Genomic DNA, 24130 nt, shown 5'->3' on the forward strand with positions numbered 1-24130 from the left:
TGTGAGAGTAGGACGTCGCCAAGCTATTTATATCATCGCGGGGTGGAGCAGTACGGTAGCTCGTCGGGCTCATAACCCGAAGGTCGCAGGTTCAAATCCTGTCCCCGCAACCAAATGGTCCCGTGGTGTAGTGGTTAACATGCCTGCCTGTCACGCAGGAGATCGCCGGTTCGACCCCGGTCGGGACCGCCATTTTATATAAAGAAAAGAACGAAACAAGTTGTTTCGTATTTTTTTATTTGTTTTAACAAAACTAATAAAGACAGTCAAACTATCCTTAGGAAAACTCCTAAGGACTTTTTTATATATTCAAAACCTGTATAATAAAGAGCAGAGAACATTGTGAGTAAAGTAGGTGAAGTCTGTGAGCAAATATGAAATAACAACAAAATCTTCCGAAGAAACCCAGAGATTATCAGAAAAATTAGGGGGACTTGTAAAGGCACAAGATGTAATTATTTTAGAAGGTGATCTTGGAGCTGGCAAGACGACTTTTACAAAAGGATTAGCAAAAGGTCTTGGAGTGAAAAGAGTCGTAAATAGTCCTACCTTCAATATTATTAAAGAATATAAAGGAAGATTACCGCTATATCATATGGACGTGTATCGTTTAGCGGAAAGTGAAGAAGATTTAGGATTTGATGAGTATTTCTATGGTGAAGGGATTACAGTAGTAGAATGGGCTCATTTAATAGAAGCATATTTACCGAATGAGAAGTTACAAATTAGCTTATTCCATGCTGGAGACGATACAAGGAAAATTGTACTCGAGCCAATTGGAAATCGCTATATTAGATTATGTGAGGAGCTATTACAAGATGAAAGTACTAGCAATTGATACTTCAAATTACGTAATGGGTGTATCCCTTATTGAGGAAGACAACGTGATTGGGGAAATCATTACAAATTTAACAAAAAACCATTCTGTACGCCTTATGCCAGCTGTAGAACAACTATTAAAAGAATGTGGTGTAAAACCGAAAGAATTGACTAAAATCGTTGTAGCAGCTGGACCAGGATCATATACAGGTGTTCGTATAGGTGTAACAGCTGCAAAAACATTAGCTTGGTCACTTCAAATACCGATTGTAGGTGTATCAAGTTTAGAAGTAGTGGCTGCAAACGGTATTAATTTTAATGGATTAATCTGTCCTTTATTCGATGGACGACGTGGGCAAATTTATACTGGGTTATATACATATGAAGGAGAGAATTTAACTTCTATAGAAGAAGACCGAATTGTTCTTATTGTTGATTGGTTGCAAATGTTAAAAGATAAAGGGCAACCTGTTCTATTTATTGGTAACGATGTTAAATTGCATAAAGAAACAATTGTAGAACATTTAGGTGATCAAGCTGTATTTGCTCCATTTACTAAGAATAACCCAAGACCAAGTGAGTTAGCATTCTTAGGATTACAAAAAGAAGAGCAGGATGTGCATACGTTTGTTCCTAGTTACCTTCGTTTAGCCGAAGCTGAAACCAAATGGTTAGAAAGTCAAAAGAATTAGGGGTCTATAGAAAATGGATATGATATTTAGAAAGATGACACTCGATGATATTGCTCAAATTGTAGCTATTGAAGAAGCATCTTTTTCAACTCCTTGGACTGCAGATGCCTTTCACCGTGAAGTAGAGATGAATGAACATGCACATTATGTTGTGTTAGAAAAAGATGGTCTCGTAATTGGATATTGTGGATTGTGGATAATTCTTGATGAATCACATATAACAAATATAGCTATCCTGCCAGAATACAGAGGTCAAAAGCTAGGAGATGCCTTATTGAAAGAAGTCATTTCCGAAGCGAAAGGATTAGGAGTAAAAACAATGACGCTTGAAGTACGCGTGTCAAATGAAGTAGCAAAGCAGTTATACAGGAAATACGGATTTCAAAATGGTGGGATTCGTAAACGATACTATGCAGACAATCAGGAAGATGGTCTTGTAATGTGGGTGAATATATAATGGAAAAAAATACGATTATACTTGGTATTGAAACAAGCTGTGATGAGACAGCGGTAGCAGTTGTTAAAAATGGAACGGAAATCATTGCGAACGTTGTTGCATCACAAATTGAAAGTCATAAGCGTTTTGGCGGAGTTGTACCAGAGATTGCATCCCGTCATCATGTAGAAGAAATTACAGTTGTGTTAGAAGAAGCTTTAAAAGAAGCGAATATCACTTTTGAGGATATTGATGCAATTGCTGTAACGGAAGGGCCAGGTTTGGTTGGTGCGCTTTTAATAGGTGTAAATGCAGCAAAAGCAGTGGCCTTTGCTCATGATATTCCTCTAGTTGGTGTTCATCATATCGCTGGCCATATTTATGCGAACCGTTTAGTAAAAGAAGTGCAATTCCCGTTACTATCACTTGTTGTATCTGGTGGGCATACAGAGCTTGTTTATATGAAAGAACATGGTTCATTTGAAGTGATTGGTGAAACGCGAGATGATGCAGCGGGAGAAGCTTACGATAAAGTGGCCCGTACATTATCAATGCCTTATCCAGGTGGCCCTCATATTGATCGCCTTGCGCATGAAGGAAAACCAACAATTGATTTGCCTCGTGCGTGGCTAGAACCTGATTCGTATGATTTCAGCTTTAGTGGATTAAAATCAGCAGTTATCAACACTGTGCATAACGCAAAACAACGCGGTATAGAAATTGCACCGGAAGATTTAGCAGCAAGTTTCCAAGAGAGCGTAATAGATGTACTTGTAACGAAAGCGTCTCGTGCAGCAGATGCTTATAATGTAAAGCAAGTGCTTCTTGCTGGTGGAGTAGCTGCTAATAAAGGGCTTCGTGCACGTTTAGAGGCAGAATTTGCACAAAAAGAAAATATTGAGCTAATTATTCCGCCTCTATCTTTATGCACAGATAATGCAGCGATGATTGCGGCTGCAGGTACAATTGCATACGAACAAGGAAAACGCGCGACATTAGCTTTAAATGCAAATCCAGGATTAGATATTGAAGCATAGTTATGCACAAAATTAACCACAGCTTGTGGATAAAACCCGTATTATCTGTTGATAATACGGGTTTTTTTGTGTACATGAAATGTGTATAACTTTTCGTGTGGTTGTGGATAATGTGGAAAAGTTATTTGGGGGTTTATATTATAAAGGTGGATATGTGCATAAACTTGTGGATAAATCAGGTGAAGTCTGACCTTTAAATATATTCTTTTTTGGGAAATAAAAAACAAGGTAACTTTAGTCAATTAAGTTACCTTGTTAGAGCTATTTTATAAATGTAGTTCTTCCCATTCTGCCATACAAGCTTCAAGTTGTTCTTGTAGTGTGAGCTTTTTAGTTGTAATTTCACTAGCCTTTTCATAATCTGCATATATTTCTGGTAAGCAAAGCTGATCTTCTAATGTAGCAATTTCTTCTTCTAAGCCTAAGATATTTTGTTCTAGTTCTTCAATTTTTCGAGTACGTTGACGCTCTAACCTTTTACGTTCTTTTTCTTCGAGATAATTTAATTTTTCTTGTGCAACTACTTTTTGAACAGGTACTTCATCTTCTTGTTGTTCAAATTCTGCACGCTCAATCATTTCATTTTTCTTTTCAACGTAGTAATCGTAATCACCTAAATATTCTTGTGCACCTTCTGTTGATAACTCAACAACGGTTGTCGTTACGCGATTAATAAAGTAGCGGTCATGTGAGACGAATAGAAGAGTACCTGGATAATCAATTAAAGCATTCTCCAAAATTTCTTTACTATTTAAATCAAGATGGTTCGTTGGCTCATCGAGAATTAATAAATTTGATTTTTGCATCATGAGTTTTGCAAGAGCTAATCGAGCCTTTTGTCCACCACTAAGAGAAGATACTGGTTTTAATACATCATCCCCTGTAAATAAAAAGTTGCCTAGTATAGTGCGAATTTCTTTTTCGGGTTGCAGGGGATATTCATCCCATAGTTCATTTAAAACTCGCTTAGAAGATGTTAAGTTGGCTTGCTCTTGATCATAATAACCAACAGATACATTTGATCCGAAAGCAACGTCTCCGTGTAATAGCTGTAACTTATTCACAATGGATTTTAATAATGTGGATTTTCCAATTCCGTTCGGTCCAACTAATGCAACACTGTCACCGCGAGTTAAGCGCATATTTACATGTTCAATAATCGGTTCCTCGTCATAGCCAATAGTTGCATCTTTTACTTGCAAAACATCATTTCCACTTTGTTTTTCAATATCGAAGTGGAAGGAGGCTGATTTAGAATCACCTAATGGTCTAGTTAATAATTCCATTCTGTCTAATTGTTTACGGCGACTTTGAGCGCGTTTCGTCGTAGATGCACGAGCGATATTTTTTTGAACAAAGTCTTCAAGTTTAGCGATTTCATCTTGTTGTTTTTCATAACGTTTCATCTCTTGCTCATATAATGCTGATTTTAAGTCTAAATATTTACTGTAGTTACCAACAAATCGTCTGCTTTCCTTATTAGAAATTTCGTATACTTGTGTAACGAGTTTATCTAAGAAATAGCGATCATGGGAAACGATTAAAATCGCACCAGGATAACCTTGTAAATATTGTTCAAGCCACGTTAGTGTTTCAATGTCCAAATGGTTTGTAGGCTCGTCTAAAATAAGTAAGTCTGGTTTAGTTAATAATAATTTCCCAAGAGCTAAGCGTGTTTTTTGTCCACCACTTAATGTAGAAATTGTCGTCTGGTGCGTTTCAACTGGGAAGCCAAGACCACTTAAAATTGAGCGGATATCCGCTTCGTACTGATAACCACCTTGATCTTTATAATCTAATTGTAATTGGTCATAATCAGCTAATAATCTCTCATATGCAGCCGCATTTGAAAAGTTTTCTTCTTTTCCCATCTCTTGCTCTAGCCTTCGAAGTTTTGTCTCCATTTGCTGTAGATGTGTAAAGACGGTTAACATTTCATCCCAAATTGTTAAAGATGTTTCTAATCCGGTATTTTGAGCTAAATACCCAATTGAGACATCTTTCGGCTTTATAATTTCACCACCATCATGAGATAACTCTCCGGCAATTATTTTTAATAATGTAGATTTCCCGGCCCCATTTCGGCCGACTAATGCGATACGATCTTTTGTTTGTACTTCCAATTTTATGTTTGCGAGAATTGTTTCTGCACCGTATAATTTCGAAAGTCCATTCACTTGTAATAAAATCAATGTTTTCACCTCAAATAATTTCTTAACTTTGCCATGTTTATATTTCTCAATCATACTAAAAATAGTGTATAGTTTAAAATAAAGAGAGAATACTTCTTCTCTTTATTATACAAGGAAATTCATGAGTGCTAAACTTCTGAATTTGATTCGAGTATATGAATAAAGATAGGAAGAGAGGAGAGGTTATATGGATCAGCAGAAAATTCCACAGGCCACTGCTAAACGATTGCCTCTATACTATCGATTTATCCAAAACTTATCTCTTTCTGGTAAGCAACGTGTTTCATCAGCCGAATTGAGTGAAGCGGTAAAGGTTGATTCCGCAACTATTCGAAGAGATTTCTCATACTTTGGAGCGTTAGGGAAAAAAGGGTATGGATATAACGTAAATTATTTATTATCATTTTTCCGTGAAACACTCGACCAAGATGATATAACACGTGTAGCGCTTATTGGAGTAGGTAATTTAGGGACCGCTTTCTTACATTATAATTTCACGAAAAACAATAATACAAAAATTGAAATGGCATTTGACGTTAGTGAAGAGAAAGTTGGAACAGAAATCGGAGGAATTCCTGTATATCATTTAGATGAATTAGAAGAGCGTTTATCAACTGATATACAAGTGGCAATATTAACGGTACCCGCTACAGTAGCGCAGGCTGTGGCAGATAGATTGGCAGAAACGAACGTGCATGGTATTTTAAATTTCACGCCAGCACGATTAAATGTGTCAGAGAATATAAGAATTCATCATATTGATTTAGCTGTAGAGTTACAAACGCTTGTTTACTTTTTGAAAAATTATCCACAATAAAACGCAGAGGAGACAACCTCTGCGTTTTATTATTGTTTTTTCTTTGTGAATTTGACTAAGATAAGGCGAAGTGACAAATTAAAATCAATTGTTGCCATAACTGCAAATAGTATTGTCCACATATTCCAGATTGTATCTGTCACGTTCGTAATGGCGAAGCGTGTGAAGACACATCCAAGAAGGAAGTACAATGCAGCCATGAACAATGGTGAGTTTCTCATATTAAAAATCCTCCGATAAAGCCTTGCATTTTTTCAGCCTCTTTAATCATTTCTTGAATTTGCTCATTACTTACTACAACTTGAGCGACTGCAACTAATGTATTCATTGCAACATGAGCTGCAATAGGAACGATAATTCGTTTCGTTTTTACGTATAAAAAGGCGAATACGAGCCCCATAGAAGTGTATACCAATAAGTGAGTAAAATCAAAATGAATCGCCGCGAATACAAGCGAACTAACGATAGCTGCAATAAAGAAATTAAACTTCTTATAAAGTGTGCCAAATAAAATTTTTCTAAATACGATTTCTTCTAAAATAGGCCCTATTATAGATATAACAATAAGGAACCAAGGTGTCGTTCTTGCGATGTCCATAAGCCTTGCTGTATTCTCAGATCCAGGTGTAATCCCTAATAAACGCATTTCAATCATACCGGCAATACTTTGTGAGAACAGTGCTAAGAAGAACCCGATAATAACCCATCCAATTGTAGCTGGAGCAGAAGAGCGCATTTTATCTAAATGCCGGTCACGAATATCTGTTTTAAGTAACCAAAGTACGATACATAATGCAATAAAGAAGCTAATAATTGCCCAATGGCCAGTTATGATTTGACCTTTTTCCTCAATGGTAAATCCTCTATTATCATAGAGGCCTGTTTTTAGGAGAAGTGGTAATCCAACAATCCCAGATAACTGCATTAAAATGTATGTAACGATAATCCACCAATATTGTTTCTTCAAATGGCTTAACCATCCTTTCTAACTCTAGTGTATGAGATAAGGTAGGATAACATGTAAATATCCTATCTGTGATATAAACGTTCAATCGTATTATGATTTTTTTGTAAATCTGTATTTAAAAATGAAATAGGAGACAGGAAAAAGTTGTACGTGTAGCGAAAACAACTTAGGGTGTCTTTCATATTGTAACATACGAGAAGTGGAAACAACGATTCATATAGTAAAGGTAGTAGAAGAAGCAACAATTCTATATAGAAACGTTTATATAGTAATTTGCGAAAAAATTATGATTTTTTTACTTGCAAAAGAAATGGAGATTATTTATTATTATAAGTGTGTTAGCACTCGGGAGAGTTGAGTGCTAATAAATAAAATTTACATAACAAAATGAGGAGGTTATTGTTCATGCTAAAGCCATTAGGTGATCGCGTTGTAATTGAACTTGTTCAAGCAGAAGAAAAAACAGCAAGTGGTATTGTATTACCAGACACTGCAAAAGAAAAACCACAAGAGGGTAAAGTTATTGCAGTAGGTACTGGTCGAGTGCTTGAAAATGGTGAGCGTGTTGCTTTAGAGGTAGCAGCAGGTGATCTTATCATCTTCTCAAAATATGCAGGTACTGAAGTGAAATACGAAGGTACAGACTACTTGATTTTACGTGAAAGTGACATTTTAGCAATTATTGGTTAATTATATACATTTAAAAATTCAAGGGGGTCAATTATTATGGCAAAAGATATTAAATTTAGTGAAGAAGCACGTCGTTCGATGCTTCGCGGTGTCGACACTCTTGCAAACGCAGTAAAAGTAACACTTGGACCAAAAGGTCGTAACGTTGTACTTGAGAAAAAATTTGGTTCACCACTTATTACAAATGATGGTGTAACAATTGCAAAAGAAATCGAATTAGAAGATGCATTCGAAAACATGGGTGCGAAATTAGTAGCAGAAGTTGCTAGTAAAACAAATGACGTAGCTGGTGATGGAACGACAACTGCAACTGTATTGGCGCAAGCTATGATTCGTGAAGGTTTAAAAAACGTAACAGCTGGTGCTAACCCAATGGGTCTTCGTAAAGGTATCGAAAAAGCTGTTACTGTTGCAATTGAAGAATTAAAAACGATTTCTAAACCAATCGAAGGTAAATCTTCAATCGCACAAGTAGCTGCTATTTCTGCTGCTGACGAAGAAGTAGGTCAATTAATCGCTGAAGCAATGGAGCGCGTTGGTAACGACGGCGTTATTACTTTAGAAGAATCTAAAGGATTCACAACAGAATTAGACGTAGTAGAAGGTATGCAATTTGATCGTGGATATGCATCTCCTTACATGATTACTGATTCTGACAAAATGGAAGCAGTTCTTGATAACCCATACATCTTAATTACTGATAAGAAGATTTCTAACATCCAAGAAATCTTACCAGTATTAGAGCAAGTGGTACAACAAGGTAAACCACTTCTTATCATTGCTGAAGATGTAGAAGGCGAAGCATTGGCTACATTAGTAGTGAACAAACTTCGTGGTACATTCAATGTAGTAGCTGTTAAAGCTCCTGGATTTGGTGACCGTCGTAAAGCAATGCTAGAAGATATCGCAATCTTAACTGGTGGCGAAGTAATCACTGAAGAATTAGGACGTGACTTAAAATCTGCTACAGTTGCATCTTTAGGACGCGCTGGTAAAATTGTTGTAACGAAAGAAAACACAACTGTAGTTGAAGGTATTGGAAATGCACAACAAATCGAAGCTCGTATCGGTCAAATCCGTGCGCAATTAGAAGAAACAACTTCTGAATTCGATCGTGAAAAATTACAAGAGCGTCTTGCAAAACTTGCAGGTGGCGTAGCGGTAATTAAAGTAGGTGCGGCAACTGAAACTGAGTTAAAAGAGCGCAAACTTCGCATTGAAGATGCACTTAACTCAACTCGTGCAGCAGTAGAAGAAGGTATCGTTGCAGGTGGTGGTACTTCACTTATGAACGTATACACGAAAGTAGCTTCTATCGTAGCTGAAGGCGACGAAGCAACTGGTATCAACATCGTACTTCGTGCGTTAGAAGAGCCAGTTCGTCAAATCGCAATCAACGCTGGTCTAGAAGGATCTGTAGTTGTAGAGCGTCTAAAAGGCGAAAAAGTAGGCGTTGGTTTCAACGCAGCTACTGGCGAATGGGTAAACATGCTTGAGACTGGTATCGTAGATCCAGCTAAAGTAACTCGTTCTGCACTTCAAAACGCAGCATCTGTTGCAGCTATGTTCTTAACAACTGAAGCTGTAGTTGCTGACAAGCCAGAACCAAATGCACCAGCAATGCCTGACATGGGCGGCATGGGCATGGGTGGTATGGGCGGAATGATGTAATAAAGGTGTAAAAACCTTGTTATATCAACATTTATAAGTCTTTACACCTAATTGAGTGTCCGAAAAAGTGACCGATATTAGTCAGTGAGATTTTTAGAGAGGTCTTTCATTAAGTTACTAAACTTATTGGAAGCCTCTTTTTTTATGTTCTTTGTCATGTGTGCATATATGTCCATTGTCGTATTAATATCGGAGTGTCCGAGTCGTTCTTGTATCTCTTTTATGTGTACATTTGCTTCAATTAACAAAGAGGTATGAGTATGTCTAAATGAATGAGGTGTGACTTGTTTTTGTATAGATGTTTTCTTAAGTAATCGCTGCATTCTAATTGATAAATGCTTAATTGTCTTAGGATAACCTTCATTGGTTGAAAAAATAAAATCATTATCTTTATAAAAAGGTTTGTTATCTGTTATTATTTTTTCTTGTTGTTGTTTGTGTTGCTTGAGCATAGCAACTAAAAGAGGGTCTATTGTTATAGTGCGAATGGAACCCTCTGTTTTAGGTGTTAGTAATGTATATTTTAACTTGTTGTTCGTTGGATTGTAGTAAGTCTTTATAACCCTTAGTGTATGTTCATCAATATCAATATCAGACCATTTTAAAGCTACCAATTCCCCAATTCTTAAACCAGTATAAGCTAACATAGTGAAGGCAAGTAAATCGCTCTCCAAGCCTTCATTTTTAGTGACAGTTAGAAATTCTTCCAATTCCTCTTTTTCAAGAAATTTTTCATTAATAGAATTATCATTTTCAAGATCAGATACGGTTTTCTTTTTCTTTGGTAGTTTAATGCCCTTCGTTGGTGCTTCTTTGATTAAATTATTTGTAATAGCATATTCGAATACCATATTTGTCGAAGTATGAATACTGGACACATAGTTTGTACTGAATTGAGTAGCAAGCTTATCTATAAAGTCTTGATAATCCTTTTTAGTTATCTTTTGAATCGGAAGTTGTCCAAACTCATTAATAATATGCTTTAAAGCAATCCTTCTGGCCCTCACACTGCTTTCTTTAGCATCTTGACTATAATGTCTTTCCCAATCGTTATAAAGGTTTAAGAAGGCTATTTTAGAGGGCTGAATATATTCCCCATTATGAAATTGTCTTTCGAATAAAGCGGCTGCAAGTTTTGCGTCCTTTTGCGTTAAAAAACCAGATTTACTCTTTTTTATTTCCTTCCCGGTTACAGGGTCTGTACCCATGTATGCACGAAACGCCCACTTTTTCCCCTTTTTATAGATATATGCCATTGGATTCCCCTCTTTTTTATTTTAGTAACTCATAGTGATCGATATATGAGATGTCCATTCCTTCAATTTCATTATCATTAAAGAATTCAATGCCCCATTCGATTAGAAAATCATCTAATTTGTTATAAACATATGATTCCACATACCCAGATAATTGGAGTTGATCTAATTTAAATTCAAAAAGGGGAGGAATCCCGATGTGTAAACCGTCGATAAGTTTTTTCTCGTTTATTCCATACAGTACTTTTGTTTGAAAATCAAATTCATGATTTTCTCCTTCATACCAAAGTTTGCAATGTAGTGTTAAAGTTGTGTCGATTTGTGAAATAAACTGATATTCGTTTCCTTCTTCATCTACAACATGAGTAGACTCATCCATTGATATTTCTGGTTCTTCAGTAATAACTTCGAATTCTGGCTTTATATCAACGTAAGAAATTAGGTCGCCAGGTTTGCACTTTAGTAATTCACATAATTGTCTTATGGTATCAAATTGAATTCCCGATCCATAATTATTGTACAAGTTAGAGATGGTTGTCCTAGATAAAGTAGTTTTATCTTTAACTTTTTGAATGTTAAGCCCTCGTTCAGCCATTAAAACCCTTAAATTACAATGAATTAGTCCCATAAAAATAAACTCCTTTTTTGAATTAGTTTACCCTAATGATATCATAACTAATCAAAATAACCAATGCACTAATCAAAATGACTTGACAACCAATTAATACGGTATTATGATGAGTGTGTAAATCGAAATAACCAATACACTAATCATTTTGTTTTATGTATTGTTTAGGATGGCGGTGGGGAAGTTGATTATATTAAAATCTCGTAGTGAATTTAATGAAATTATTGCAAAAAGAGGGTTTTCTAAACGTGCTTTTGCACGTGAAAGCGGTATGTCAGAAGCAACATTTATTCAAATATCAAACGGAAAACAATCACCAAGACCTAATACTGCAAAAAAAATTTGCGATACTTTGCTATTGAACTTTGATGATATTTTCACAATTGAGGAGAGGTCCAGCGAAAAAAATAAAAAGGGGTGAGTAAATTGTTAAATGTTCAGCTTGATGAAAAGACGGTTAATTCAATATTAGAAAAAGCAATTAATGAAAAAGTTGAGGAATTAGCTAAACAAAAATATTTTTTAACTTATAAAGAACTATCCGAGTATTTGAATATTAGCAAACCAATTATAGAGGATCGTCTTATTAAAAATGGTTTGAAGTATTACAAAGTTGGTAGTAAATATTTATTTAAAAAAAACGAAGTGGATGAATTTTTGGATGATATGACTTCCAATATGAATGCTATTAACAATGACATAAAGTTTTACTGTTTTGAATCTTAAATGAGGGAGATTTTTAAAAAAAATGACGGAACAAAACATGAAAAAAAAGTTACATATTATTTTAGAAAAAGCGGAGAACGGTGATCCGAAAGCAATCAAAGTTTTAGAAGAAATTAACCGAATGTTAAAGCAAATATGATAATTACTTTTAAAAACATTATTCAGCATCAAGGAGGTGAGAAAGTGTTATCTACTATAACATCACATAAAGAAAAAATAGAGCTTAAATATGACAGGTTAATAGATATAACTAATTTTAAATCACTTACCAACACAAATGCTATTAACCAAAAGATAGCATACGGAGAGCTTTTAAATAGGATAAGCGATCCTATGATAACCAATGAGAAAGGCAATGCAGGTGGTTTTATAGGTGGATATGTTCAAAATCGTAGGAATAAAGCCAATGTAAAAAGCAGAAGCATTATATTAATCGATATAGATGAAGTGCCAGAAGGTGTAAATGTATGGGAGAACATTGAGGGTTTTACAAATTTTGCGATTGCTATGTATTCAACACACAATCATACAAAAGAGAATCCACGTTACAGGGTTATCATACCTTTGCATCATGATATTGAGCCGGAGCACTACAAAGAAGTCACACGATATTTAGTGGATATTCTCCAAGTGTGGATAGATGAGACTTCATGTGAATTTGAGCGACACATGCACTATCCGACTTGTAGTAACCCTGATAATTATGAATTTTATTATCAAGACTTCCCTTTCTTTGATGCTAGCTTCATTACAAAACAACATGAAGAAATCAAGACCTTTAAAAATAATGAAAAAGCGGATCCACGCACAAAACAAAACTGGATTGGGGCATGGACAAATATTTATTCGATAACGGATGTTTTGGACAACTTCTTGTCAGATAAATATGAGCCATTTAGAAACAATAGATATACCTATGTTGAAGGAAGCTCTAAAGGTGGATTAATTGTTTATGACGATGGTACGCATGCACATAGCAATCATTCAACAGACCCGATAAGCGGTAAGAATGTAAACAGTTTTGACTTATATAGGCTACATAAATTTTCCCGCCTAGATAATGGTACGGAGGATATGAAGGACAAGCCTAGTTATAAAGCCATGATTGAGTATTGTAAGAAAGACGAAAAAGTGAGGGCGTATTACGAGGAACATATAAGTGGTGGACAAGGCATTCATAAACAAGAAGAACCGAAAGTACAAAATGAAATAGATTTTAAAAGAAATAGCAGAAACAAAATCCTTGTTAAAGCTGAAAATACTAAGAAGTTATTAGATTCAATGGGCATAGAGGTTTATTACGATGTTATAAGAAAACGTGAATACTTATCATCATTAAATTTATATTTTGATGGTGAAATAGCAGATCATCATGCACAAGGAATTATAGAAGAAGCTATTGATATGGATTATTTCGTAACGAAAGATAAACTAATTGACCATCTTTTATATTTAGCTAGCTGTAATAAGAAGAACAAAGTCGCTGAATATTTCTTAAACGTATCTAAGAAATGGGATGGAAAGAGTCGTATAGAGGAAATTTTCACTACATTAAACGCTAGATCAGATAGAGAATTAGGGATTGCATACTTGAAGAAATGGGCAATCCAAGCTGTTAAACTTGCATTCAACGAAAGTGGAAAGATGAACCAAGAATTTGTACTTGTCCTCCAAGGTTCTCAAGGTTGTGGGAAAACATTCTGGTTTAGGTTGTTGTTTAGCTCACTAGATGATGATTATTTCAAAACAGGCAAAAGACTTAACCCAGAGAACAAAGACAGTGTAATCGAAGCAGTAAGTAACTTTGCCGTTGAATTAGGTGAGCTAGATTCTACAATGAAATTTGAACAGGCAGCACTAAAAGCGTTCTTTACAGAGAGTTTTGATGAATTCAGGCGACCATATCAACGGTTATCAGTTAAATATCCAAGGATGACAGTATTCTTTGCTACTGTTAATGACGATGAATTTTTGAAAGATAAGACAGGGAATAGACGGTACGCTGTAATAAACGTAGGTGACAAGATAAGTGACTTGAAAGCAATGGATATTGACCAGTTTTGGGGAGAAATCGCCACAATGGCGTTAAAAGATGATTCACACCTACTTACTAGTGAAGAAGCGCAGAAACAAAAAGAACACAACGAAGAAAGCGAACTACAGACACATGAGGAAATTGAAATTTTAAGTGGATTTTCTTGGGGGGCATCTAAAGACTTGTGGACATGGAAGAGTAGTAAGGTCATCTTCAAGGAACTGGAGTTAACCAAGAATACAAAAAATGCAGCTACAGCGCTTAAAAAGTATGGAGCAGTAAGAAAGCAAAAGGGGAAAGACAGAGAAAGAGGATGGATAACACCGCCTTTTGCTGGTAAACCTTCATGTTAATAGGGTGAACACAAACGAACCACAGGTGAACAGGTAAAACACAAGTTGCTGTTCTACCTTTAAAACCAGTTATACCAATGGATAGAGGGAAAAGCGAACACCATGAACACCATAATCTATATAAAAGTGTAAAAGTAAAAATATAGAGATATAGGTAGAGAGAGTAGTAGAAGAATTCACAGTTTGTTACTTTTGCCGATTTCTGGTGTTCATGGTGTTCACCCTACTCAAAATCAAGTCATATCAATGTTTTTGGGTAGAACTTTTAATGTTAAATGCGGTTCACCTTGGTGTTCATATTTAGCTTAAATGGTGTTCACCCCAGTGAAACGGGGACGGGTAAGATGCTTTTTCGGATACAAACTAAAAAATGGAGGTAAGTAAATGGCAACTAAAAAAGCTCCAATCGTATTAGCAATTGAACGTGATGAAAAAGGAAATCTTAGTACATGGTGTCAGTACTGTAGAAAGTTTCATCATCATGGAACAGGTGAAGGGCACAGGGATGCACATTGTTTTGAGGAAGATAGTCCATATATTCGTACAGGCTATGTCCTTAAGAAGATGAAGCTATCGGGTAAAGAGGTTGTTACAAAGAGTGAGCCTAAGTAGGTGATATGTAATTGGTTTGCCTTAAAGATTATCAAATGTTAGAAGAAGAAATCGCTTATTTGGAATACAAGTTTAATAGAATACATGCTGAATTAAAACGTCAGAGCAAATGGGGTAAAGATATATTATCAATTAATACAGGCAATGAAGAAACAGAAAAGATACTGGATCAACTTAAGAAGAAGCTCACATTTAAGAAAGAACAATTGCAACAGCTCGTTGACTTAGTGAGTAATTTCAAAAACTTAGAACAACAGATACTTAAGCTGAAATATATTGATGGAATGACGTTAGAAGGCATAGGAGCCAAATTAAATTACAGTACGCATTATATTAAAGTGAAACATGCTGAGATTATGAGAAGAATCAAGTTTGCTGAGAGATAAAAGGTAAGAGGATAAAGAACTGTGGATGCACATGGACGAACACGGGAGTTACAAAGGAAAATGAAAGCACGTTAGTAAGACGATTATTAAAGGAAGAGACATACAGACAGACAGTTTCATCAAGACATATACAAGACTTACAAACAGATAAGACACATACATAAGCCTAAAGCATGTGAGAAGACATCATATGAATGGCTTAGTAACAACCTTAGAGAGCATTGGTTAGAACAATACTTAAACTTAACTTTAGATGAAGCTGAAATAGTTTTATGCTATGCAAATCACTTTTTCGGAATGGCGATTAAATAAATAAATTTAAAGTAAAAAATTTTTTGGTTTACACACGTATAAGACCCCCCGGTAACATTTCTAGAAACAATTTGATGGGGGGCCAGGCAACGCGAGGGGGGATTTCTCTTTTTATTTTCGCGTCGCGCGCATGGAAAATAGAAAAAAAGGCCAAAAAAAGATGCTTTCCTATTTTTTTAGGAAAACATTCATGTTTTTGATTGGTAAATTAAATTGTTAAGTATGAACCTATAAACCGCATGAAATCAATGTTTGTTTCGTTAAATTTAGATTATCACAACTCAAATATACACGTCAAATAGTAATTTTCATTTTAAAAAAATAATAAAACAAGTGATGAAAGGGTGATGAAAGTATGATTTCAAATGAAGACAAAAAACAAACAGCTTATGAAATGTATAAAAGCGGAAAATACTCATTTAAAGAAATCGCAGCAGAATTAGAAGTCAAAGAGAGTACGCTAAACAATTGGCGTCACCGTTACAAGTGGGTAGAACTATCGGCAAATGTAGATCGTCAAAAGCTTTATGATTTACTGATGTCTAAATTGAAAGATAAAGGTCTAGAAAACGAAATGCAATTCGTAGACATGGTGAATACGTACATGAAATTTTTCGATATCAAAAACAAATTGATTGAAGATATTGAAGAACGCGGCGTATCTGTAATGGGTGTAACAGGATCAGTCAAAAAGAATGATTCTATTTCAGAATTAACAAAAGTTATTACGTCAATGTCAAAGTTACTAGAATTTTTAGGTATAGACATTGAAGAGACCGAAGAAGATGAAGAACTTTATATATAAAAAATAATATAACAGGAGGTCATGAAAACATGGCACATTTAGAAAATAGTTTAAAATTGAAAGAATTATTTTATCAACGAATCAAAACAGAAGAAAGAAGCCTTCCAACCCTGGAAAAACTTAAATTAGCCCGCGAATGCCAAAGAAACGTTGCATCACGCAATGAATATAACCATATTACAAAGATCGTTGAAGGACTAGAAAAAGAGTATGAAGCCGAAATAAAGTTTGGTTACACGCCAACTGTTATTTTTAGCAAAGAAGACAAAGACCAGGCCGCGAAAGTTATCAAGAAAGAAATCGCAGCAATGGACAAGCGGTATATCGAGTTATGCAAACGAAAAGATGACTTAGAAACGTCTATTGCTGATGAAGTTGCCGTTATTAATGTAGAACTAAATGAAATGCATGAAGCTCACAGAAAGTTAATGCATTGTAACGTACTTTACGGAAGTTATTACCGCGAACTATATGAAATGGTTACGTCTACGAAATCGGAGGTATTACGATAATGATTACACTATATGAAAAGATTCTATCAGCACGCGAAAGAAAACATGCTTATCATACTTATGATATTGAACTAACGCCGCTAACAGATGCAGGGAAAGTATTATTCGGTCGTATGGACTTATTAAAGGAAGAAGGGGACGGACAAGTTAAAAACTGGTTAAAGAATGCTTTATCACGTAACAAAAGCAACTTCAAACCTAATGACAAATATACTTTTTACTATGATGATCCGAACGAATCAGAAGATCAGCGAGTAAATGAAGTGTTACGTTATGTAGAAAACAAGATTTATAGAAAATGGGAAACAAGTACAAAATGGGGTAATTTAAAATCTCCTATACTTGGAGTCGACTATTCAGTGAAGATTGAAAAGAGAGTTGATGTCCTGGACGCGCCGAAAAAGAGTGGCAAACAAAAAGCGCTTAAAAATCCAGATATTGAAGCCGAGGAAAAAGAAGTAAACGAAACGTTAGTTATTGAAGGTTAACACTTGAGCCCTTTTATTTAGGATTCTTTTCCATTTGGGGCGGGAAATAATGAAAATTAGAAAAATGGATTTTCAGTTTGTTCTGTATGCTATTTTGTGTAACTGTCTAATGTGTTTATACCTAAATTGCGAATAACATTAAATAAAGAGAGAAAAGAGTGTTAGAAAGAAGTTGCTAATGTATTAACTATATACAATCAATATAATTCGAAATGCTCGGAAATAATTTTATGAAAGAGGTTTAACTAAATGAAGAAGCAAAGTATTAACGCGTTAACAAAACTGATCATGAACGCGAGAAATGAAGGAATGAGTGAAGAAGAATTTAATAGGTTACATAAAGAATGGAAGGAAATGCAGAAAGAGCAGGGAAAATATTTCGCTAAATTACCAGAAGAAACATTTTCTAATATGCGATTTAACGCAATGAACCATAGCAAACATGTTACAGGAATGGATAGATTGATTAAGGAGTACGGAAAAGACGGGGTAAAACAAATGTTTATGATGTCATTAAATGCGCCTTCTAATACGGTGTTAATGTTCTAATGGATATTCTAGAGCATGTACGAGCAATTCTCAGAAAGCCAATCGAAAAGGGAGAGGAAGCAATTGCAGCAAAAGAAGCGAAGAAAGACGATGAAGCACAAACGGAATTAGAGGAATGTATGCAGATCACTAAACGGTTAAACTCTAATATAAACTTATCAAATCCTTTTCAATAACGTAAAAAGCCACTATTTTTAAAAAGGACGGTGGAGTAAGTTACATGTTACTAGGATTTCCACTTGATTGCACAGATGCAGTAAAAGGCTGGGCAGATAAAGCAGCAGTATTTTACTTTGGTGACTTTTCATCCTTCGTTATTCAAGACAATTCAGAGGGATTGGAAATTGAAATTATACAACCTTCTTGATAGGAAGCTAATCTATTCAGAGGTAGAAACAACGGTGTATCGATTGGAAATTAAATAGTTTGACTATATTTGCAAGTATGGTGTGTTTTTAGGGATATTGATGTGAAATTGATATAAATTTCAATTGGAAAAAGAATATTATTGACTATTTCCAAAAATATAAGTTTATAGGTTGACGTTTTTTAAATAAAATGTAAAGATAAGAGGACAAAATATTGAAGAATGGGAGTGTCGTCTTTGCCTTTTAAACTGAATGTTGATGGAGATAGTATCAGACAAATCATTCAAAGGGTTCAAGCATCGTTGTCTAAGGCTAGCGATAGATTAGCAAATGATTATGGATTTAACAATGGTCATGGGATGGCAAAATGGAGTTTTATATATTCTCATCAACTTGGGAATGATGCGGAAGAGCTTGCTTCGTTCAAAACAAAGAGAAATGGCTGGAAAGTTACAGGGCTTGTTGATACAACAAGTAAGACTTTATTTTTCCTTTTGTCTCAAGACAATCTTGATGCTAGGCAGACAGGAAAGATAAAGCCTAAAGTAATGCATTACATTTCTGCCATTTCAGGGGTATGTAATGCGGATTTTCAGGAGAAGTTAGATTTGAGTCAGAGAAGAGAGATGCAAATATCATTTGGCTTGGATTTCGATGAAGAGGAAGCTCGTCAGATATATAAGGAAATGCTTCAAGCATGTCCTTGTGAGATTGAACAGTTCTGTGTGATTAGTCTTGATATGAAAGGCTATGAATTAAAATCCGTTAAAGCTAATATATTAAATGAAAATTTAGATACGCTTTATGAAGAGGATTGGAGTGACTTTATTACTGTTGCTTCTAATGATGATGGTGATAAGGACGACAAACAACAACAAGAACAAGAACAGCATGATATGACGGTTTCACTTAAAAGAAAGCACAAGAAAACATCTGAATAAAATCGCGCTCTTCTCATAGAAAGGGATTTTTTAAGATGATTACATCTAAATTTAATGGTGAAAGATTGAAATTAGCTAGGCGCTTTAATGCAATGAGTTTATTGGATTTAGCGGAAAAGCTTTCAATATCTAAACAAATGATTTCTAAGTACGAAAAAAATATAAGTCCACCTAGTGGAGAAATCATGCTTCAATTGGAAGGTGTATTAGGTTTCCCAAGAAAGTTTTACTTCGAAGATGACACGGTTACAGATAAAGTAGGTAATGCTTATTTTAGAGCACTTGCTAAAACTTTGAAGAAAGATCTTGAGGCTCAGAAATTAAGATTAGACTTTCTTTCAATTATTTATCAGCTCATTAATGAGTATATTGATTTGCCTAAAGAAAACTTACCTACTTTAGATGTAGATAATATGAACATAGAAGAAATGGCTGTACAAGCTAGGGAGTTTTGGGGACTAGGAGATAAGCCGATTAAAAATATGGTGGAGCTCTTAGAGATAAATGGAATAATTGTTTCTACCTCAAGAATAAATGTTTCTGAAATTGATGCATATACACAGACAAGGAAAATAAATGGTTCAGATGTTTATTTTGTAGTATTAGGTAATGATAAAGGGAGTAGATATAGAAGGCAGTTTGATGCAGCTCATGAGCTTGCTCACATACTGATTCATGAACCTTACCTTGACTTATCTACATTGTCTAAGGATGAGGAAAGAGAAATGGAACAGCAGGCCAATGATTTTGCTAGTGCATTTCTACTCCCAAAAGAACCTTTTATTAGAGATGTTAGTATGTTTCCGATTGATCTAGATCATTATGTCTTTATGAAGAAGAAGTGGCATGTTTCTGTGGGAGTAATGGTTAGAAGAGCATACAATTTAGGGGTAATCACTTTCAATCAATATTCGTATTTGCAAAGACAAATGAGTAAAAATGGCTGGAGAAAAAAAGAACCATTAGACGGACAATCTAATCCTACAAGTCCAGTTTTAATTAAAAAGTCAATTCTTGCATTGCTTGAAAATGATGTTTTTGATGGGAATAGCATTTTAGAAGAACTTTCAAGTGAGTATCAATTAAGTCTACGTGAAGATATGTTTGAAGCATTGACTGGTTTAGAAGAAGGTACACTGGCTAACTTTAGAAATGATAGATCTAATGTTGTGTTAGCACTGAAAAGAAATACCAAATCCAATAGAACGGTATAAATAATAAAAAGAACACTGAATGAGTAGATATTTCATTCGGTGTCCTTTTTTATTTTCAATTAGTATGTTTAGTGCAAAATAAAAGTGGTTCTTACGCCTTTTTGGTGAAACCATTATATGACGCTATTCACTCATTATCTATTGTTTTTTTAGAATAATAAATCAAAGGTTATATAACATACGTTTTTGTAATACTGTTAAACTTGCTCGTCCATACAGCATTCTTTTTATCGTTTTCATAAGAAGAGATATTACTAAAAATTTCAGGGGGGTATTTATAATGAAATGCAAAAAATGTCAAAAGGACGTAAATATATTTAATACAAATAGTTATTGTGAAGAATGTATCACGGAATTTTTAAAGCATTCCCTTTTTGAAGGTATCGTATCTTGGGCAGAATCTTTATCTAAAGCTGATTTATTATTTTTAAAAAGTGAAATTTACTTAATAGAAAAATATAAAGGTAGAAAATATTCGACTGACAATATTGGCAATTTACTTGAAGATATTAAGGATATAATTAAAAACCACTTATCATTTTATACAAAAGAGGACTTAATTGCGGCAATACTAATGCATAGGCAATTTTTTAGAGCTGCAATTGACCTAAAGGCGGAAGATTATTGGGAGTGGATGAATGAATTTAGTATTGCAAATTTGCTGATAGAGTTAATTTTTGAAATTGATAATAATAATTTTTATGGTGCCTCTATAGGTGAATTAGATGAAGGGTATTGTAATTTAGTTACCGCAATTTCTTTATCTAGAATTTTACTGAACATATCTAGTGTATTAGATGTAATTTTTAAGGATGGCGAAGAAAAGCTTGAGGTTTCAGAAATATTAAAACGCCAAAACCAAGATGAAGTATTCGGTGAGTATTTCGAGAATTTAAAGGCGGATCCTAGTACTGTAAAACCAGAGCAGTATAGAATTGAAAATGAAAACTTAATACTTAAATTAAAGGAAGAAAATCTAGACTTCTTTACGCTTGAAGGAAAGGTAGAAGATTTTCTTAAAACGAAGTATCAGATTACACCAGATGAAATGCGTTCATTAACTGACTTGCCATTTAGATTAGGAAATCTTTTTGAATCCTATACATTTAAAGCTCAATCTTTTAAGTTAATTATAATTAATAGGGATAGATTTTATGAGATTGTTAAGAATGAATTTGGACTAGAACGTTCTAAATTTGAAAAAATAATAAGCATATTTTCTTTGCCAAATTTAAATGAATTAAAAGATATAGACAAAAATATTAATTATGAGTTGAAATCTATTCTAGTTGTAAATGATTTAATTATTTTTGGTCCTTATGATTTAATGCAAAATGGGGGAGTGTTTGAAGCCTTACATCATTCAAGCCATTTTCCCTATCTATTCATTGAAGAGTATCAAAAAGATATGAACTTGATGAACAAAGAAATGGACGGAATAACTAAGCATATGACAAGTTATTTTGTTGCTAGCGTAGTAGACATTTTAATCGAGGGAGGTTATCGCGTTCCATTTGAGAAGAAAAGATATAGTGGTGAAATTGTTTATGTTCCTAGATTTGAAATAGATAAAATTATTAGTAATGGTACCAATATCTTATCTAACAAGGGAGATATTGATGTACTAGCCTTGGATGAAACAAACAAAATTATATTTAATATAGAAGTAAAATATTATCAACCTGCAACTTCATTAAAAGAAATGATGGTTAAAGATACAAAAAAACTTACTAGTAAAAAAACTACAGAAAAAATAAAAAATAGGCAAGAGGCATTGATTTTGCATAAAAAAGAAGTATTGGATTTATTTAATATTAAAGATGGAGATGAACAATATAAAGTGAAATCTTTAATTGTTACTGCGAGAGAAAATTTCTATTTAACCTCAAATAATTATCCTTATTATAACTGGATAGAATTTAATAAAGCGGTTAGAGCTAATAAGCTTTAATTTGAATTAAAAGGAAATAATTAAGGATAAGGGAGAGCTGTTTTGATTAATTTATTTTTTCAAGACATGCTCTTTATTTGTAACATAGAAGAAATTAATCCGGCTGAAATTCTGTTGGATTATGATAGGGAATCTGTTTTGGAAGATGGAAAACTATGTTACATACTCACTTACAAGGAAAATAAAAAGAAAAGATGTAAAAAATCATGAATGAAAGGGAGGATCTTATGGAAAGAAAAGAACTATACTAGATAATCCACCAAGTGAGGAAACTGCATTGAAAATGGCAGAGTTTTTTATGAAAATATCAGTACCTCGTATATTGGCTGTTCGTAAAGCTGAAGAGGAAGTTAAAAAGAAAATAGGTGAATTGGATGGAGAAATGATTTACATCCAAGTATGAGCATTATGTTTAGAGGTAAAGAGTATGGCATAACTCGAATTGATGACTTTGAAGGTAATAAAGAAGACTTAGTTATATATGCTTATGCAATTAATTAAGCAGGGAGGACTGTCCAAAGTTGGACGTACCTTTTTCAGTGGGGGGATGCTCAAAGTTGAGCTGTCCCCGTTTTTGGCTAAGTGGGTTTGAACCACTGAGTTATTAATAATAGAACAAGAACAGCGATAAAAACAAAAGGGGCTCTCTATCCCTTGTGGGAAGTCGCCCTTTATTTAAAACACAACAATTGGCCTATTTTATCAAGAATCTACAGTTGTTTTTAATATTTCGAATTTCCCTTGTTCATCCACGGTAAACATGACATTATTATTACGACTGTCCGTTCCTCCTATGGTTGTTTCATTAGGGCTGGAATACATGGTCACAACAGATATCTTATAAATGCCCTCTGTTAGCACGTGGCTCTTTTCAAAATCATCCATAATACTTTGAGCATTGGGAACAGTTTCACTATTTTTGTAGGTATTGTAATAGTAATTAAAATTGATAACTCCTGTATAATTAGCATGATCTCTAGGTTTACTATCTTTTAACATTTTCATTATATTGTCAGTGTTTATTTTTTGATCACGTTTGAAATTTTCAATTAATTCCTTTTCTTTTTCTTTATCTATATGTATATCTAAATAGTAATAGAAATTTGGTTTATTTTTACGATAGGAGAATTTACTTAATAAGTTATACTTTTTTATTATCTTATCGGATTGTTTCAAAACATCACGATGTTGTTCAACATAAGCTCCTTTAAATATTTCTAGAAAAACATCATCGCTTCCATTTTTAACTATTTCATATGATTCTTTGTCTACAAGTAAATAAGCAAGAGTGCGGTATGGTTTTTTTATTTCCACGTAAGTCTGTTGATGAGAAGCTCCAAACCCACTATCAGTAGAAAGAATTTTAAAATCCCCATTCTTTATCCCGTAGTTTTCGGACAAATAATCTCCTATTGGTTTTTCTAATAGTTTTGTGTCTGTAGAGCAACCATTTAATAGGGATAGTGGTATGCCCAGTAATAAGATAAAAACAGTTACTTTTAGTTTCCTCATTCTTCTCCCTCCTTGAACTATATTTTACCATTTTTAAGAATGAAAAGGGGATATCTCTTGTGAGAAGTCCCCCTTTTTTTAAAATACAACAATTGTTGTGTTAACATCAAATGGATGTGGATATGTGTTTAACAGCGATTTTAATATTTAAAAGTATAGGG

The 24130-nt window shown here is 34.3% G+C and carries 28 protein-coding genes, 2 tRNA genes and 1 pseudogene; 25 read left to right on the forward strand and 6 right to left on the reverse strand.

Features of this window, described 5'->3' with window-relative positions:
• Positions 1 to 36 precede the first annotated feature (36 nt).
• The 6 genes from VK90_RS24605 (at position 37) to tsaD (ending at position 2984) form a co-directional block, all read left to right on the forward strand.
• A tRNA-Met gene (locus VK90_RS24605) sits at positions 37 to 113 on the forward strand.
• Between the two features lie 3 nt (positions 114 to 116).
• Positions 117 to 192, forward strand: a tRNA-Asp gene (locus VK90_RS24610).
• Positions 193 to 364: 172 nt separating this feature from the next.
• Positions 365 to 838, forward strand: a complete 474-nt coding sequence (tsaE, locus tag VK90_RS24615) for a tRNA (adenosine(37)-N6)-threonylcarbamoyltransferase complex ATPase subunit type 1 TsaE (RefSeq protein ID WP_002113433.1) — start codon at positions 365 to 367, stop codon at positions 836 to 838.
• Positions 819 to 1511 (forward strand): tRNA (adenosine(37)-N6)-threonylcarbamoyltransferase complex dimerization subunit type 1 TsaB, encoded by a 693-nt coding sequence (gene tsaB, locus VK90_RS24620; RefSeq protein WP_048375973.1) that lies wholly within the window; start codon positions 819 to 821, stop codon positions 1509 to 1511. Before tsaE ends, tsaB begins: the two co-directional genes overlap by 20 nt.
• Before the next feature lie 13 nt (positions 1512 to 1524).
• The gene (gene rimI, locus VK90_RS24625; RefSeq protein ID WP_048375974.1) at positions 1525 to 1968 is read left to right on the forward strand and encodes a ribosomal protein S18-alanine N-acetyltransferase; all 444 of its coding nucleotides are present in this window, start codon (positions 1525 to 1527) and stop codon (positions 1966 to 1968) included.
• Positions 1968 to 2984: a tRNA (adenosine(37)-N6)-threonylcarbamoyltransferase complex transferase subunit TsaD gene (tsaD, locus tag VK90_RS24630; RefSeq protein WP_025149411.1), complete on the forward strand. Its 1017-nt coding sequence runs from the start codon at positions 1968 to 1970 to the stop codon at positions 2982 to 2984. Before rimI ends, tsaD begins: the two co-directional genes overlap by 1 nt.
• A gap of 266 nt (positions 2985 to 3250) precedes the next feature.
• Here tsaD and VK90_RS24635 read toward each other — a convergent pair whose 3' ends face one another.
• Entirely contained in the window at positions 3251 to 5176 is a 1926-nt protein-coding gene (locus VK90_RS24635) for an ABC-F family ATP-binding cassette domain-containing protein (RefSeq protein WP_269431830.1), read from the reverse strand.
• Positions 5177 to 5363: 187 nt separating this feature from the next.
• Here VK90_RS24635 and VK90_RS24640 point away from each other — a divergent pair, with 187 nt between their 5' ends.
• A complete protein-coding gene (locus tag VK90_RS24640; RefSeq protein ID WP_002174584.1) occupies positions 5364 to 5993 on the forward strand; it encodes a redox-sensing transcriptional repressor Rex in 630 nt (209 codons plus the stop codon).
• Positions 5994 to 6022: 29 nt separating this feature from the next.
• On the opposite strand, the gene VK90_RS24645 is transcribed toward VK90_RS24640, so the two are convergent.
• Both VK90_RS24645 and VK90_RS24650 read right to left on the reverse strand, forming a co-directional pair.
• On the reverse strand, positions 6023 to 6214 hold the full coding sequence (locus tag VK90_RS24645) for a YdiK family protein (RefSeq protein ID WP_048375976.1): 192 nt from the start codon (positions 6212 to 6214) through the stop codon (positions 6023 to 6025).
• Positions 6211 to 6960, reverse strand: a complete 750-nt coding sequence (locus tag VK90_RS24650; protein WP_048375981.1) for a CPBP family intramembrane glutamic endopeptidase — start codon at positions 6958 to 6960, stop codon at positions 6211 to 6213. The genes VK90_RS24645 and VK90_RS24650 overlap by 4 nt, the downstream gene beginning before the upstream one ends.
• 405 nt (positions 6961 to 7365) lie before the next feature.
• Between VK90_RS24650 and groES the strand changes: the two genes are divergently transcribed.
• Both groES and groL read left to right on the forward strand, forming a co-directional pair.
• Positions 7366 to 7650, forward strand: coding sequence for a co-chaperone GroES (gene groES, locus VK90_RS24655; RefSeq protein ID WP_000917305.1), 285 nt, complete (start codon positions 7366 to 7368; stop codon positions 7648 to 7650).
• Positions 7651 to 7686: 36 nt separating this feature from the next.
• Positions 7687 to 9321, forward strand: a complete 1635-nt coding sequence (groL, locus tag VK90_RS24660; protein ID WP_048375983.1) for a chaperonin GroEL — start codon at positions 7687 to 7689, stop codon at positions 9319 to 9321.
• Between the two features lie 77 nt (positions 9322 to 9398).
• Here groL and VK90_RS24665 read toward each other — a convergent pair whose 3' ends face one another.
• Both VK90_RS24665 and VK90_RS24670 read right to left on the reverse strand, forming a co-directional pair.
• Positions 9399 to 10577 (reverse strand): site-specific integrase, encoded by a 1179-nt coding sequence (locus VK90_RS24665; protein ID WP_048375985.1) that lies wholly within the window; start codon positions 10575 to 10577, stop codon positions 9399 to 9401.
• A 16-nt stretch (positions 10578 to 10593) separates the two neighbouring features.
• Positions 10594 to 11205 (reverse strand): helix-turn-helix domain-containing protein, encoded by a 612-nt coding sequence (locus VK90_RS24670; protein ID WP_048375987.1) that lies wholly within the window; start codon positions 11203 to 11205, stop codon positions 10594 to 10596.
• Between the two features lie 184 nt (positions 11206 to 11389).
• On the opposite strand from VK90_RS24670, the gene VK90_RS24675 reads away from it, so the two are divergent.
• The 16 genes and pseudogenes from VK90_RS24675 (at position 11390) to VK90_RS31490 (ending at position 22860) form a co-directional block, all read left to right on the forward strand.
• A complete protein-coding gene (locus VK90_RS24675) occupies positions 11390 to 11626 on the forward strand; it encodes a helix-turn-helix transcriptional regulator (protein ID WP_048375989.1) in 237 nt (78 codons plus the stop codon).
• 5 nt (positions 11627 to 11631) lie between these two features.
• Positions 11632 to 11931: a helix-turn-helix domain-containing protein gene (locus VK90_RS24680; RefSeq protein WP_048375990.1), complete on the forward strand. Its 300-nt coding sequence runs from the start codon at positions 11632 to 11634 to the stop codon at positions 11929 to 11931.
• A gap of 135 nt (positions 11932 to 12066) precedes the next feature.
• Positions 12067 to 14319 (forward strand): VapE domain-containing protein, encoded by a 2253-nt coding sequence (locus VK90_RS24685; RefSeq protein WP_048375992.1) that lies wholly within the window; start codon positions 12067 to 12069, stop codon positions 14317 to 14319.
• 384 nt (positions 14320 to 14703) lie between these two features.
• A complete protein-coding gene (locus VK90_RS24690) occupies positions 14704 to 14931 on the forward strand; it encodes a hypothetical protein (protein WP_048375994.1) in 228 nt (75 codons plus the stop codon).
• Between the two features lie 11 nt (positions 14932 to 14942).
• Positions 14943 to 15317, forward strand: a complete 375-nt coding sequence (locus tag VK90_RS24695) for a sigma factor-like helix-turn-helix DNA-binding protein (protein WP_048375996.1) — start codon at positions 14943 to 14945, stop codon at positions 15315 to 15317.
• Positions 15318 to 15443: 126 nt separating this feature from the next.
• On the forward strand, positions 15444 to 15629 hold the full coding sequence (locus tag VK90_RS31485) for a hypothetical protein (RefSeq protein ID WP_082148051.1): 186 nt from the start codon (positions 15444 to 15446) through the stop codon (positions 15627 to 15629).
• Positions 15630 to 15984: 355 nt separating this feature from the next.
• Entirely contained in the window at positions 15985 to 16434 is a 450-nt protein-coding gene (locus tag VK90_RS24700; protein ID WP_048375998.1) for a terminase gpP N-terminus-related DNA-binding protein, read from the forward strand.
• A gap of 29 nt (positions 16435 to 16463) precedes the next feature.
• A complete protein-coding gene (locus VK90_RS24705) occupies positions 16464 to 16946 on the forward strand; it encodes a hypothetical protein (protein ID WP_048376000.1) in 483 nt (160 codons plus the stop codon).
• Positions 16946 to 17434 carry a hypothetical protein gene (locus VK90_RS24710; RefSeq protein ID WP_048376001.1) on the forward strand — a complete coding sequence of 163 codons (489 nt, stop codon included), beginning with the start codon at positions 16946 to 16948 and terminating at the stop codon, positions 17432 to 17434. Before VK90_RS24705 ends, VK90_RS24710 begins: the two co-directional genes overlap by 1 nt.
• Before the next feature lie 249 nt (positions 17435 to 17683).
• Entirely contained in the window at positions 17684 to 17983 is a 300-nt protein-coding gene (locus tag VK90_RS24715) for a hypothetical protein (RefSeq protein ID WP_048376003.1), read from the forward strand.
• Positions 17983 to 18159, forward strand: a complete 177-nt coding sequence (locus VK90_RS30390; protein WP_197088229.1) for a hypothetical protein — start codon at positions 17983 to 17985, stop codon at positions 18157 to 18159. The genes VK90_RS24715 and VK90_RS30390 overlap by 1 nt, the downstream gene beginning before the upstream one ends.
• Before the next feature lie 44 nt (positions 18160 to 18203).
• On the forward strand, positions 18204 to 18350 hold the full coding sequence (locus VK90_RS24720; protein ID WP_231595952.1) for a phage major capsid protein: 147 nt from the start codon (positions 18204 to 18206) through the stop codon (positions 18348 to 18350).
• Positions 18351 to 18578: 228 nt separating this feature from the next.
• On the forward strand, positions 18579 to 19292 hold the full coding sequence (locus VK90_RS24725; protein WP_231595955.1) for a DUF5986 family protein: 714 nt from the start codon (positions 18579 to 18581) through the stop codon (positions 19290 to 19292).
• A gap of 35 nt (positions 19293 to 19327) precedes the next feature.
• Positions 19328 to 20506, forward strand: a complete 1179-nt coding sequence (locus VK90_RS24730) for an XRE family transcriptional regulator (RefSeq protein ID WP_048376005.1) — start codon at positions 19328 to 19330, stop codon at positions 20504 to 20506.
• A 280-nt stretch (positions 20507 to 20786) separates the two neighbouring features.
• Positions 20787 to 22457, forward strand: coding sequence for a hypothetical protein (locus VK90_RS24735; RefSeq protein ID WP_048376007.1), 1671 nt, complete (start codon positions 20787 to 20789; stop codon positions 22455 to 22457).
• A 206-nt stretch (positions 22458 to 22663) separates the two neighbouring features.
• Positions 22664 to 22860 (forward strand): annotated as a pseudogene (locus VK90_RS31490) (hypothetical protein).
• Between the two features lie 299 nt (positions 22861 to 23159).
• On the opposite strand, the gene VK90_RS24745 reads toward VK90_RS31490, so the two are convergent.
• Positions 23160 to 23969, reverse strand: coding sequence for a hypothetical protein (locus VK90_RS24745; protein WP_048376008.1), 810 nt, complete (start codon positions 23967 to 23969; stop codon positions 23160 to 23162).
• Positions 23970 to 24130: the final 161 nt, after the last annotated feature.

It is taken from the genome of Bacillus sp. LK2 (assembly GCF_001043575.1).
GTDB lineage: Bacteria > Bacillota > Bacilli > Bacillales > Bacillaceae_G > Bacillus_A > Bacillus_A paramycoides.